The 11993-nt window shown below is 44.5% G+C and carries 13 protein-coding genes and 2 tRNA genes; 10 read left to right on the top strand and 5 right to left on the bottom strand.

Going from position 1 to position 11993, the window contains the following annotated elements:
- Nucleotides 1-82: 82 nt before the first annotated feature.
- Together L2082_RS15505 and nadB are read right to left on the bottom strand one after the other, a co-directional pair.
- Nucleotides 83-931 (bottom strand): hypothetical protein, encoded by an 849-nt coding sequence (locus tag L2082_RS15505; RefSeq protein WP_446011935.1) that lies wholly within the window; start codon nucleotides 929-931, stop codon nucleotides 83-85.
- A 320-nt stretch (nucleotides 932-1251) separates the two neighbouring features.
- On the bottom strand, nucleotides 1252-2850 hold the full coding sequence (nadB, locus tag L2082_RS15500; RefSeq protein ID WP_446011934.1) for an L-aspartate oxidase: 1599 nt from the start codon (nucleotides 2848-2850) through the stop codon (nucleotides 1252-1254).
- A 289-nt stretch (nucleotides 2851-3139) separates the two neighbouring features.
- On the opposite strand from nadB, the gene L2082_RS15495 reads away from it, so the two are divergent.
- The 3 genes from L2082_RS15495 to L2082_RS15485 are packed head-to-tail and all read left to right on the top strand — an operon-like array spanning nucleotide 3140 to nucleotide 5281.
- A complete protein-coding gene (locus tag L2082_RS15495; protein ID WP_446011119.1) occupies nucleotides 3140-3916 on the top strand; it encodes a ParA family protein in 777 nt (258 codons plus the stop codon).
- Nucleotides 3913-4800, top strand: coding sequence for a ParB/RepB/Spo0J family partition protein (locus L2082_RS15490; protein WP_446011120.1), 888 nt, complete (start codon nucleotides 3913-3915; stop codon nucleotides 4798-4800). Before L2082_RS15495 ends, L2082_RS15490 begins: the two co-directional genes overlap by 4 nt.
- Before the next feature lie 19 nt (nucleotides 4801-4819).
- On the top strand, nucleotides 4820-5281 hold the full coding sequence (locus tag L2082_RS15485; protein ID WP_446011933.1) for an SH3 domain-containing protein: 462 nt from the start codon (nucleotides 4820-4822) through the stop codon (nucleotides 5279-5281).
- Nucleotides 5282-5353: 72 nt separating this feature from the next.
- Here the strand turns inward: L2082_RS15485 and L2082_RS15480 are convergent.
- Both L2082_RS15480 and L2082_RS15475 read right to left on the bottom strand, forming a co-directional pair.
- Nucleotides 5354-5446, bottom strand: a tRNA-Ser gene (locus L2082_RS15480).
- A gap of 45 nt (nucleotides 5447-5491) precedes the next feature.
- A tRNA-Ser gene (locus L2082_RS15475) sits at nucleotides 5492-5577 on the bottom strand.
- A gap of 83 nt (nucleotides 5578-5660) precedes the next feature.
- Between L2082_RS15475 and L2082_RS15470 the strand changes: the two genes are divergently transcribed.
- The 7 genes from L2082_RS15470 to L2082_RS15440 all read left to right on the top strand — a co-directional run bounded on the left by L2082_RS15470 (nucleotide 5661) and on the right by L2082_RS15440 (nucleotide 10028).
- Nucleotides 5661-7289 (top strand): sigma-54-dependent Fis family transcriptional regulator, encoded by a 1629-nt coding sequence (locus L2082_RS15470; protein WP_446010242.1) that lies wholly within the window; start codon nucleotides 5661-5663, stop codon nucleotides 7287-7289.
- Nucleotides 7286-7846 (top strand): epoxyqueuosine reductase QueH, encoded by a 561-nt coding sequence (locus L2082_RS15465; RefSeq protein ID WP_446010241.1) that lies wholly within the window; start codon nucleotides 7286-7288, stop codon nucleotides 7844-7846. The genes L2082_RS15470 and L2082_RS15465 overlap by 4 nt, the downstream gene beginning before the upstream one ends.
- A gap of 159 nt (nucleotides 7847-8005) precedes the next feature.
- Nucleotides 8006-8239 (top strand): type II toxin-antitoxin system RelE/ParE family toxin, encoded by a 234-nt coding sequence (locus L2082_RS15460; RefSeq protein WP_446011932.1) that lies wholly within the window; start codon nucleotides 8006-8008, stop codon nucleotides 8237-8239.
- Nucleotides 8223-8540 (top strand): helix-turn-helix domain-containing protein, encoded by a 318-nt coding sequence (locus L2082_RS15455; protein ID WP_446010239.1) that lies wholly within the window; start codon nucleotides 8223-8225, stop codon nucleotides 8538-8540. Before L2082_RS15460 ends, L2082_RS15455 begins: the two co-directional genes overlap by 17 nt.
- A 59-nt stretch (nucleotides 8541-8599) precedes the next feature.
- Nucleotides 8600-8854, top strand: coding sequence for a DUF2442 domain-containing protein (locus L2082_RS15450; protein WP_446010238.1), 255 nt, complete (start codon nucleotides 8600-8602; stop codon nucleotides 8852-8854).
- 55 nt (nucleotides 8855-8909) lie between these two features.
- Nucleotides 8910-9233 (top strand): class II fructose-bisphosphate aldolase, encoded by a 324-nt coding sequence (locus L2082_RS15445; protein WP_446010244.1) that lies wholly within the window; start codon nucleotides 8910-8912, stop codon nucleotides 9231-9233.
- A 111-nt stretch (nucleotides 9234-9344) separates the two neighbouring features.
- The gene (locus L2082_RS15440) at nucleotides 9345-10028 is read left to right on the top strand and encodes an XTP/dITP diphosphatase (RefSeq protein ID WP_446010237.1); all 684 of its coding nucleotides are present in this window, start codon (nucleotides 9345-9347) and stop codon (nucleotides 10026-10028) included.
- Between the two features lie 72 nt (nucleotides 10029-10100).
- On the opposite strand, the gene L2082_RS15435 is transcribed toward L2082_RS15440, so the two are convergent.
- Entirely contained in the window at nucleotides 10101-11813 is a 1713-nt protein-coding gene (locus tag L2082_RS15435; RefSeq protein WP_446010236.1) for a potassium channel family protein, read from the bottom strand.
- Nucleotides 11814-11993 lie beyond the last annotated feature (180 nt).

Raw genomic sequence — 11993 nt, 5'->3', positions numbered from 1 at the left:
AAAACCAATTGAGTTCGTTTGTTAACATAAGTGCATCCTCCAATGTTATGATTAAAAAGCATTTTCATGGAGTATAACACGGTTAGCTATGAAAAACAGCCCGTTGAAGGTCAGGTGAAATTATCAGTTGTATATTTCTTGGCAAAGGAGCTCGACCACTTGAATTTTCATGATCTACGCCATGAATTAATAGATTAAAATATAAATGGGTTAACCCATCATGGTTATTTTTTATTCCTTTTCTTTCTACCGATAACGCCTTGAAACTTAAAGCAGAAGAACGTTCTTTTACAATTTCAAGAACTTCTAGATATAACGGAAGATTTGATTTAGTGATTTTTTTAAAATGGAATTCTCTATGAAAATTTTTATTTTTTCTCCATTCTTCAATGCTACTCACTAAATGAGCTGTATCTATTCCATTAAGAATCCACATACTACCCACTATTAAATGTTCACCCGTCTTACCACTTTCATCAGCATAAACAGCATAGACTGGATATGAGGGAGTATCTTCTAGTGCTTTTTGTTTCTCTGACTCTGCCAGCTTTCCTCTACGTTTTCTAACCTCTGGCTTTGCAAGGAAAAGGTTGTGTACATTTTGAATTTTTGCTCGTGCGCGTGCAATAGATGTAAGTTTTGTTAATTTGTAAAGATCCCGTGGTGTAAATTTAGTTGGATTATAATGTTCTTTTTCAAATATTTCCCAAAATTGTAACTGACAGGTAATGTCGGAATTACGAGCGTTAGAATAATGATTGAGAACCCAAGCAGTTTTCTGTTGAATTGTATCAACTTTACAACTTGCTACATCTTGAAGAATTGTGCGCCTTTTATCTTCTAATTTCTTTTTTTTGAGTTGCAGAGATTCTTCAGATGAGTCTTTTTTTTTCACACCCTCATCGGGTTGTATTTCTTCTTCTATTTTCATTTGTCGATTCAGTATGTTCAGGGATTAAGAATATTAATAAAGGACAGACCCAGATTGTATTAGAGAGATCAACAGCCTACAGCTCAATAAAATATAATATATTACTGAAAAGTCAATGGAAAGGTTGTCATGGAAAGGCGGAGAGACGAAAAACCGCTTTTTGAAGCCTTCCTGCGGGCTGCAAATGGTTCAGTGTGGATCGTTTTGGCGTGGCGTAAAGGTGGGCAAAAAAAGTCAAATGGCTCTTGCATGTCAAGATCTTCTCGCATGCCTCTTGTGAATAACAGGAAAAAATATGATCATTGTTTGTGGAAGAAGCTTCACTTTTCCAACACGGTATCCTTGCTAAAAAAGACATCGTCCCTTTCCGGGTAATCAAGCATGTAATGCAGTCCTCGTGACTCCCTGCGTAACGATGCACTCTTGATGATCAGGTCAGCCATTAGAACGATATTGCGAAGCTCAATCAAATCCGGGGTGAGCAGGTAATCGTAAAAATGCTCTTTGGTCTCAATCAGAATAGGACGCATGCGTCGTTCGACCAGTTGGAGACGTTTTTTGGAACGAACGATCCCAACGTAATTCCACATCAAACGCCTGATTTGATCCCAGTTATGGCTGATCAAAACATTTTCTTCAATAGACTGAGCCCTTCCAATTCTCCAGTCCTGAACATGACACGATGACTGACTGCTGATTTCAACCCAATTCTTTTTCACCCATTGAGCGGCCCGGTGGGCAAAAACAACAGCCTCCAAAAGGGAATTACTGGCCAGCCTATTTGCCCCGTGCAGTCCTGTACAGGCAGTCTCTCCAAGGGCAAGCAGATTATTGACTGAGCTGGCACCCCATGTATCGGTCAACACGCCACCACACATATAATGGGCTGCCGGAACAACCGGAATAGGTTCCTGGGCAATATGAACCCCATACTTTTTGCAAGTATTATAGATAGTCGGAAAACGCTGTTCCAAAAAATCTGCCCCCTTATGGGTGATATCCAGATACACGCAGTCTGCACCGCTTTTTTTCATTTCCGTATCAATACCACGGGCAACCGCATCCCGGGTTGCCAAATCTCCCCGTGCATCATATTGCTGCATAAAGGGCTGCCCCTGTTTATTAATCAGGATCCCCCCCTCCCCTCGCACAGCCTCTGAGATGAGAAAATTCTTGACCCTTGGATTGAAGAAACAGGTTGGGTGAAACTGAACAAACTCCAAATCAGCCACCTTTGCACCAGCCCGATAGGCCATTGCCACTCCGTCTCCTGTGGCAATATCTGGGTTTGTGGTATATAGATAGACCTTACCGCTTCCCCCGGTGCAGAGCACAGTTACCCCTGCCTGCCAGGTCTCCACCTCACCACTTGTTCGGTTCAGAACATAGGCACCGAGACAACGATCCTGTCCTGTTGCGCTTTCTTTTTCAGCCTTAGATTCCAATAACAAATCAACGGCCATATGATTTTCCAGGATCTCTATCCGCTCATCGCTCTGCACCTGAGCCAACAAGGCACGTTCAATCTCCCGACCTGTCATATCCTTGGCATGGGCAACCCGACGGGCGGAATGCCCTCCTTCCATGCCCAGGTCAAACTCTTCTCCTTTTTCCCCCTGCTGAAAGCTTACTCCAAAATCCACAAGCTCACGAACGCGATCCCCTCCCTCCTCCACCACTGTTTGGACAACGTCTCGATTACAGAGACCGTCTCCAGAAATCAGGGTGTCCTGAACATGCTCTTCAAAGCTGTCATGTTTTGAAAGGACTGCGGCGATTCCTCCCTGGGCGAGGTTTGTTGCCGTATCTGCACTCTGCTTTTTGGTAACCAAGGTGACACGGGCAAAAGAAGACACCTTGAGGGCAAAGGAAAGCCCTGCCACACCGCTACCGATAATGAGTATATCTGTCAAAAACATAACTGTCCTTTTCTTTTACTAGGTAAATGGCACAAGGAGCACATAAAGAGCGTTGAGAGAGAAATGTTGCACGTGAAACATAAAAAACATTCACCGCATTGTCAGAGTAGTGTACTATACACAGAAAGCTCAAAATCAACAATCGGCATTCTGCTCTTTTGATCTGTTTTTCCCGCAAACCAGAGAACTGTCTTGGTTTGCTTTTATGTTATAAGTTTAACGGACTTTATTCTTTTTAAAAATTAAGATGAGTGTCAAGATTTAACAAAAAAAGAGGGTTGTATTTCTGATGAAGTCAAAAATCGTTGTACTTGCTAACCAAAAAGGTGGTGTAGGGAAAACGACCACTGCTATTAACCTTGCTGCCACCTTGGCAACCAAAGGAAAAAAAATGCTTCTTGTTGATTCAGATCCTCAAGGCAATGCATCAAGTGGTGTTGGTCTGTTTAATGCAGATCCGGAAAAACATCTCTATAACTGCTATACAGGATCACTCAATACAAAAGATTGTATTCAAAAGACCAGTATCAAAAACCTGTCTATTCTTGCTGCTTCCCTAGACTTGGTCGGGGTTGAGATCGAATTAATCTCAAGAGAAAACCGGGAGAAACAACTCCGCAAAATTCTCAAAGAAGTACGGGAATGTTACGATTATATCATCATTGACTGCCCTCCCTCTCTCGGGCTCCTGACAATTAATGGCTTGACAGCAGCAGATTCTGTACTTATACCCATGCAATGTGAATATTTTGCTATGGAGGGTTTATCCCAACTGATCGGCACCATTCGTAAGGTGAAAAAAAGTCTGAATCGGGGACTGTATATTGAGGGACTCTTGATGAGCATGTTTGATCAACGAAACAGTCTGACACATAAAGTGTCCGAAGAAGTTAAAAAACATTTTAAGGACCAGGTCTTCAAAACAATTATACCGAGAAACGTACGGTTGAGCGAAAGTCCCAGCCACGGCAAGACAATTATTGAGTATGATAAAAATTGTGCTGGTGCCAAGGCTTTTAAGAAACTTGGTAATGAGTTCTTACGGAGAAACAGGAAAAAACAATGAGTTCAAAAAACGTGCTGGGCAGAGGTGTCGGTGCTCTCCTTCCGGATGACATGTCCCTTGAAGAAGATTCAAAGTTTTTCCTCTGTGATATAGATAAGATAGAAGTTAATCCCCATCAACCGAGAAACCTTTTTGACGAGGAGAAACTCACCCAGCTGGCAGAGTCTATTCGCGAAAGAGGGATTATTCAGCCCATTCTGGTCAGTACCAATGGTAGTAATCGCTATAAGCTGATTGCAGGTGAACGCCGTCTGCGAGCTGCCCGCCTCATTGGGGAAGAAGAAGTTCCTGTGGTTCTCATGGAGACCAAAAGCGAAGATGAAAGCTTAGAGCTTGCCCTGATTGAAAATCTTCAACGACAGGATCTGAATCCTATTGAAGAGGCTATTGCCTATTCTCGACTTATTGATGAGTTTCGTTTGACCCAGGAAGAAGTTGCCCGTAAAGTAGGCCGGAAACGTTCAACTGTAACCAATACACTCCGACTCTTGAAACTGCCGTCATCATTACAAGATGATGTTGCTCAGGAATTCATTTCCGAAGGGCATGCACGGGTACTGCTTCGCCTTAAGGATGATCCTGCCCATATGCAGGAAATCAGAGAACGGATACTGAAAGAGGACCTCTCTGTTCGCCAGACAGAGAATCTTTGCCGACAGGCCGTGCAGAAGAAAAAAAAGCCCCCTGTTGGAAAAAAAAAGAAGGAAAATGGGCTACCCGATGCCTACTGCCAATCTCTTTCAACCCGGTTAACACAACAATTTAACACCAAGGTGAACATTATTCAGAATGGTGTATGCGGCAAGGTGGAGATAGAGTACTCCTCTCCTGATGATCTTGACCGCCTGATCAATTTAGTGTCTGATAGCAAGATGGAAAAATAAAAAACAAACATTGAATACCATGAAAAAAAATACTTTTATCATTCTATTTATTTTTGCTCTTCTGAGCAGTTTGACCGCTGAATCTACCTTAGCTAAGATGGTTGCTGTTAAGAACGATAATGTGAATATGCGATCCGGTCCAGGCCTCAACAAAAAAGTTATATGGAAACTGGGCGTTGGTTTTCCCTTAAAAATTCTGAAAGAAAAAGGAGAGTGGTTCCAGGTAAAGGATTTTGAAGGAACTGTTGGCTGGGTACACAAAGATGTTGTCAACCGATCCGGCCACATGGTTGTTAAGGCACAGAAAAAGAATAAAGGGAAAATAAATATTCGCAGTAAACCCAGCACCAGGAGTAAGGTCATTGCCAAAGCCTATTATGGTGTGGTGTTTAAAACATTGGAGCAAAGAAAGGGGTGGGCGAAAGTCCAGCACGATAATGTGACTGGATGGATTAAGCGCACATTACTCTGGGGGTTTTAACGGTTATGAAGCAACGCACAACAAGAGCAATAAAAAAAGCCGCTCTTACTAGAAGAGCGGCTTTTCAATTTATGGCGGAGAGAGAGGGATTCGAACCCTCGGTGGAGTTTAACCCCCACACTCGCTTAGCAGGCGAGCACCATCGGCCAGCTCGGTCATCTCTCCTAAGTCTTGTAGAACATCTTGTAGAACAAGAACGTATTATCAATGTGGCGGAGGAAGTAGGATTCGAACCCACGGTACTTTCGTACAACGGTTTTCAAGACCGCCGCCTTCAACCACTCGGCCATTCCTCCTGACTCTGTGTCAGAGTGTTGATGTTGAGTTTTTATACCATTTAAAATGTATCCTGTCAATATTCTCCTGATGTTGATTCATTATGACCACTGAGTTAAATACTTCAATAAAAAATCAAGAACTTGCGCGTCAAGATCTCTCCTGTCTTTACGAAATAACAAAAATTCTTGCTGCCGGGAACGACCTTCAGGAGAATCTGAACAGCGTGGTTCGGGTGTTGGCGGAAATGAAAGAAATGGAAAACGGTACCGTAACTATCGTAAATCCATTAACCCGGGAGCTGGAAATCGAAATAGCCTGCGGGATTACCGCAACAGCACAGCGAAAAGGAAAATATAAGCTGGGCGAAGGAATTACTGGCCGGGTTGTTTCCACAGGTGAACCTGTTATTGTTCCCCGAATTGGTGAAGAGCCACTCTTTCTTAATAGAACCGGGAGCCGCAATGATGAGCAGAAAAAGAAAAGTTCCTTTATTTGTGTTCCTATAAAAATCACGTTTGAAAGCTCTGAGCAGAAAGTGCTTGCCCAAGACCTCCACGACCGGGCAGATAACCTGTCCATTGGTGCCTTATCTGTTGATCGCTACTATGATAAAGAATTGGGCTCACAATCAGAGCAGGATCTTCGTTTTCTGACCATTGTTAGTGCGCTTATTGCCCAGGCTGTTCATCGGGTACAGGTCATCAACAGAGAAAAAGAGGCACTACAGCAGGAAAACCAGCGTCTTCGCAGAGAACTCTCTGCCAAAAACCGTCTCTCTGACATCATAGGCAACTCCTCACGGATGCAGGAAGTCTTTGAAATGGTGCATCGGGTTGCTGACTCCAATGCCACAGTCCTGCTCCGGGGTGAGTCAGGGACCGGAAAATCCCTGGTTGCCAAGGCATTGCATCATAATTCCCAACGGGCAAGTAAACCCTTTCTGGTGGTGAATTGCTCTGCTCTGCCGGAAAACCTGCTGGAAAGCGAACTCTTTGGTCATGAAAAAGGGGCCTTTACCGGGGCTGAGCAACAAAAAAAAGGGCGCTTTGAGTTAGCTGAAGGTGGCACCCTCTTTTTAGATGAAATCGGCGAACTCAGCACCACTGTTCAGGTAAAACTGCTCAACGTCATCCAGGAACGCTGTTTTCAACGCCTGGGTGGGAGCGAAATTATCAAAGCAGATATCCGGCTTGTTGCAGCCACCAATCGCAATCTTGAGGAGGCCGTGCTTGAAGGTGTTTTCCGGGAAGATCTCTATTACCGGCTCAATGTTTTCCCTGTTCATCTCCCCCCACTCAGAGAACGAAGAACAGATACCCTGTTACTGGCAGAGTATTTTCTTGAGCAGTATTGCCAGGAAAATAATAAGCGCATTGAGCGAATTTCCACCACTGCCATTGATTTATTGATCAAGTATCACTGGCCTGGTAATGTCCGTGAATTACAAAACTGCATGGAGCGAGCCGTGCTTATCTGCGATTCCAATACCATCAGCTCGGTTCATCTGCCTCCCACCCTGCAAAGTTCAGACTCGGTAAATACAGACAGCCCGCTTTCTTTATCCGGGGCTGTGGAGAGTTTTGAGCGGGAGTTGATTATTGATGCACTTAAACATACCAACGGAAATCAGACCAAGGCGGCGGCCCGTTTGGAAACAAGCCTTCGGATTATCAACTATAAAATACATAACTACGGTATTGATCCCAAGCAGTTTAAGATAAAATCATGAGGGTGCTGCTCCATGTCTGCTGCGGCCCCTGTACAGTGTATCCCTTAGAGGTACTGCGCAGTCAGGGGCATGAGGTCAAAGGATATTTCTTTAATCCCAATATTCATCCCTTTCGTGAATTTAAGCGCCGGATTAAGGCCCTGGTTGATTTTTCAGAACAGAAAAAATTCAAGGTGGATATTGACCGGAACTACGGATTAACAGAATACCTTCGCCAGGTTGTTTTTCATGAAAACCAACGATGCGCCCTCTGCTATGATATGCGTCTTGAGTATATTGCGGAACAGGCTGCTGCTCAGGGCTTTGATGCCTTTACAACAACCCTGCTCTATTCAAAATATCAGCGTCATGCTATGATTCGGCAAAAAGCTGAGGCCTTGGCGCAAAAATTTTCTGTCCAGTTCCTGTATCAGGACTTTCGGGAAGGCTGGCAACAGGGCATTGACCAATCCATTGCTATGGATCTCTACCGTCAGCCCTATTGCGGTTGCATCTATAGCGAGCAAGAGCGTTATGATAAGAAAATGCGGAAACCCAAATCAAAATTGGGCACATAGAGGATAATTCTGGTTTCCTGAGTGGAAAATCACCTTGACTCTATACTCCATTGGAGTATAGATGAATTATGTACAGTTTTATTGAACTCAGCTTATTTAGCCGTTATCGGGATAACTACTTCAGCGAAGAGCAGTTTCTGCACCTGCAAAAGATACCTTTTGGAGGTTCCACAGGCAGGAGCGGTAGTTCCTGGCACAGGTGGCGTCAGAAAACTGAGATGGCGACGTGCAGGTATGGGAAAACGCGGCGGGTTGAGAATCCTGTACTATGTACAGGATATTCAGGGGCGCATCTGGCTACTCACGGTATACAGCAAAAGTGCCCGTGAAAATATTACAGCGAATGATCTTAAAATGCTGAAGGAGGCTGTAGACAATGCCAAAATTATCTGAACAGAAAATTGCAGAACGCGACGCCGGAAGAGATCTTCAGGAGGAGATCAAGCAAGCAAGCGCAGAGCTGAAGCAGGGGGGCGGAATAGGTAGAATCACTAGTCCCTCGACCGGCTCGACAACCCGTATTCGTCTTAATATGAATTTGTCACAAAGTGCCTTTGCCGACCTGCTGGGCGTATCCAAACGGACTGTACAACAGTGGGAACAGGGACGGCGCAAACCGAGCGGCGCAGCGCGTTCGTTACTGAAAATAGCCAAAAACCGGCCTGACGTTCTGCGCAAAGAATTGGGAGTATGAAATCGAAGCAGAGAGGGGCATGAACTTTAGCAATTAACACACCGTGGAAAAAAGCTGTCATGGTGGAGGCGTTTCAGGGGTATCGGCTGCATGTGGTTATGGAAGACGATGAAGAGCTGGATTTGGACCTGACTCCTCTTATTACAGCCCGTGAATCGTTTTGGCTGCTGAAGAATTTTACTTATTTTCGGAAGGTTACTCTTGATCCTCTGGGTGGTTTATGCTGGCCTAGAAGACTTGACTGTCCAGTAAAAAATCAGCGCAAAATGATACATTCTGTTTATTCAGTTGTTTCTTTTGGGCTACCAACTTAAGACGGGACAGCCTGCAAAATCAATCAATTGCGCAGACCGTCGCAAACTGTTCATCGTGGAGCTTTTACCGAATTCGAAGACCTCAGAAACCGAACTTTTGTACCGACTTAAGCTGGTAGCCATACAAAAAATAGTTAAACGTTATCCTGATGTCCATCTTGTTTTGCATGGAGCAGATAACCTCAAATCGGATGAGATTAGGATGGTTATAGAAAGCGGAATTAAAAAAATAAACTTTGGTCCCAAATACAGAATGAGTTATTTAGAATCATTACGAAGACATTCAGCTAGAGAAGATGATCCGAGGATCGTGAAAGAAAACGTTATCAAGGACTTATCTGAATGTGTCAATAACTATTGTATACAGTGTGGAATTTAATATAAATGGGTGAATATCGGCGGTCTAGAAGAAAACGGCAGCTACAATATCCAGCTACGGGCCGAAACTGCAAAGAACGCTCCCCTGATACTTTTTTACGGAGATAAACCGATGAACAACATTATTGTTCTTGCCACCAACAACCAGAATAAAGTCAAAGAATTCAAAGAATTGGTAAAAGACTTCCCCATTGAAGTGAAATGCCTGAAGGACTACGGTCCCTTGCCTGAAGCCATTGAGGACGGTGCAACCTTTGATGATAATGCCTATAAAAAGGCGCATCATTACGCACGGGTTCTCGGAGTCCCTGCACTTGCAGATGATTCCGGGCTGGTAGTAGATGCCCTTGATGGAGCCCCAGGTGTCTATTCCGCCCGATATAGTGGTGAAAATGCCACAGACTGGGATAATTGCGAAAAACTTCTTCAGGAGATGAAAAGCAAGAAAGACCGTACCGCCCGTTTTCAATGTGTTCTCTCTTTAGCCACCCCTAGTGGCCCGGCCCTGACCTGGGAAGGCAGCTGTGAGGGAAAAATTACCGAGGAACGGCAGGGCGAGGCAGGATTTGGCTATGATCCGGTCTTTTATTACGAGGATTTTGGCAAGACCTTTGCTGAGGTCAGTATGGAAGAAAAGAGCAAGGTCAGCCATCGAGGCAAGGCTATGCAGGAAATGAGTTCTGAGTTTGATAAGGTCATGGTTTGGCTCCGCCAGCGCATGGAGGAGATCAAACCGAAAAAACCAGATCATGCCGAATTTGAGCATAATGATTGGTCCCAGGAAAGGATGGTTTGAAAAGAGCGACTGGTTTCTTTGAGATGCCTTGTTTGGGAGGCGTTGTTCGCCTCCTGCCCCTACTCCACATCCCTACTCCATCATCGTAATATCCCAGAACTCCTCTTCTTCCTGCTCTGTTCCAATCAGAATAATCCGATCACCACGCTGAAGTTCTGTTTCCGGTGGAGGATCAAAAATCTGCTCCTGCTCTCTTTGCACAGCAAGCACGGTATAGCCCTGGTGTTTCTTCAGCAGGGCCTCAGCAAGGGTTTTCCCCACCAGACTGTTGGGAATAATTCTACTGGAAATACTCACTCCTTCGGTAAACATAGAACATTCATTGGGGCGAAGCTCCTGCAAAATCGCATTTGCTCCCAATGAGGCCGCTGATATGACTAAATCAGCCCCTGCCCGATACAATCGTGAAACCGAACGTGTTTCAAGGGCCCTGCTGATGATTTCAATCTGGGAGCGGAGCTTTCGGCAATAAAAGGCAAGATAGATGTTCACCGCATCATTACGGGTTGTTATAAGAACGGTTCTGGCTTCTTCAATGCCAGCTTTCCGCAATACATCAATATCAGCAGCATCACCGAGCAAGCATTCCCTGCGGCCTTGCCGCATAATCTGCTTGACCACGGCCTTGTCTTTTTCCACAATAATAGAACGCAGACCGTATTCATCCAAGGTCTCGGCAGCAGCCTTTCCTACCCGACCACCACCCAGAATCAGGATAGGAAGCTCATCCTGTTGTATTGCAATATCAGGCTGAAAAAGCGTATCATATCGCTCAAACTGTTCTTGTAAGCCAGCCAGCATCAGTACCATAGCTGCTGTGATCACGGTTTCTGGTTGAGGAGCAATAAATGCTCCCCGCTGCCAGATTCCAACGATCCGTAGCCCTGTTTTTTCAGTAATGCCGGTCTGCCAAATGGCCTGTCCTTCAAAAACGGTTCCTACGGCTGAAAACTCTGCTACCATCAATCCATTGATATTTCCTAATATACCAGCTCCCAGGCTGATAGCATTAATTCGGCCTGCAAGCCCATGCCCCAGCATTCTAGTGAATTGAAAGACCTTGGTGTTACCTGAAAATTCGAGGATATCAACAGAATGAACATTATCAGCATTTGTAATAATCGGCACCTGATGTGTTACTTCACGAATGGTGAATCCAATGGAGGTATTGGTGAGATCATCGTTGGTGGCAACAACCAGACGGGCCTGGGCAAGACGCAATCGTTTATAGGTTTCCGGGTCGTCATACTCTCCCACAACTACGGTATAGCCTTCTTCGTGCAATTTTTGCGCTTTGTTCACATCCGGTTCAATCAAGACATACTGGTAGCCGTACCGTTGCAGTTTTTTGATCAGAATCATAGTCATCGGCTCCAGAGAGGTAAGGATGATATGGCCTGCTGTTTTTTGGGGTAACTCTTTGGGCGTGCGCGCCTTTTGCTGGGCCTCAAGCCAGGGTTGATAAAAAAACTGCACAAAGGTAAAGGGGAGGAGGATCAATAAAAAAATAACCCCGGAAAGGAGAACAACCAGGGTAAAAAACAGTCCAAGATCTGTCTGAAAGGTGATATCGCCAAAACCCAGAGTGGACATAACAGTCAATGACCAGTAAAAACCGGTTATCCAGCTGAACTCTCTTCCTTCATAAAGCATCAGAAGATGAAAAAGCACACTGTATAAGGATACCAGAGCGATGAGAAAGGCGATAAATTTTGATAAAACAAAGAAGTTTCTCTTGGTGGTTCGGTTGTTGAGAAAATAGATAAAGACAGGAAGAGATTTCATGGTGTGTATTTCATGTTGAGTCGGCGACAGAGAAAGAAGATCATTGTATAACTCAATACCTTCGCCAATCAATTGTCAATCTCTTCTGGATGATTATTATTGTGTAAACGATAAATCATTCAGGAGAACAAAATGGACATTTTAAGCATACTCTGTTGTTTAACCCCTTGCCTTGACAAC

This window comes from Candidatus Electrothrix sp. (genome assembly GCF_052785085.1).
This window is presented reverse-complemented; position numbering and strand designations above follow the sequence as displayed.

What these genes read in the sequence shown, in the direction of transcription:
- L2082_RS15455 (WP_446010239.1), top strand. Translation starts at nt 8,223, where the DNA reads ATGCCAAAATTATCTGAACAGAAAATTGCAGAACGCGACGCCGGAAGA.
- nadB (WP_446011934.1), bottom strand. Translation starts at nt 2,850, where the DNA reads ATGTTTTTGACAGATATACTCATTATCGGTAGCGGTGTGGCAGGGCTT.
- L2082_RS15505 (WP_446011935.1), bottom strand. Translation starts at nt 931, where the DNA reads ATGAAAATAGAAGAAGAAATACAACCCGATGAGGGTGTGAAAAAAAAA.
- L2082_RS15440 (WP_446010237.1), top strand. Translation starts at nt 9,345, where the DNA reads ATGAACAACATTATTGTTCTTGCCACCAACAACCAGAATAAAGTCAAA.
- L2082_RS15450 (WP_446010238.1), top strand. Translation starts at nt 8,600, where the DNA reads ATGGTGGAGGCGTTTCAGGGGTATCGGCTGCATGTGGTTATGGAAGAC.
- L2082_RS15465 (WP_446010241.1), top strand. Translation starts at nt 7,286, where the DNA reads ATGAGGGTGCTGCTCCATGTCTGCTGCGGCCCCTGTACAGTGTATCCC.
- L2082_RS15435 (WP_446010236.1), bottom strand. Translation starts at nt 11,813, where the DNA reads ATGAAATCTCTTCCTGTCTTTATCTATTTTCTCAACAACCGAACCACC.
- L2082_RS15495 (WP_446011119.1), top strand. Translation starts at nt 3,140, where the DNA reads ATGAAGTCAAAAATCGTTGTACTTGCTAACCAAAAAGGTGGTGTAGGG.
- L2082_RS15470 (WP_446010242.1), top strand. Translation starts at nt 5,661, where the DNA reads ATGACCACTGAGTTAAATACTTCAATAAAAAATCAAGAACTTGCGCGT.
- L2082_RS15485 (WP_446011933.1), top strand. Translation starts at nt 4,820, where the DNA reads ATGAAAAAAAATACTTTTATCATTCTATTTATTTTTGCTCTTCTGAGC.
- L2082_RS15490 (WP_446011120.1), top strand. Translation starts at nt 3,913, where the DNA reads ATGAGTTCAAAAAACGTGCTGGGCAGAGGTGTCGGTGCTCTCCTTCCG.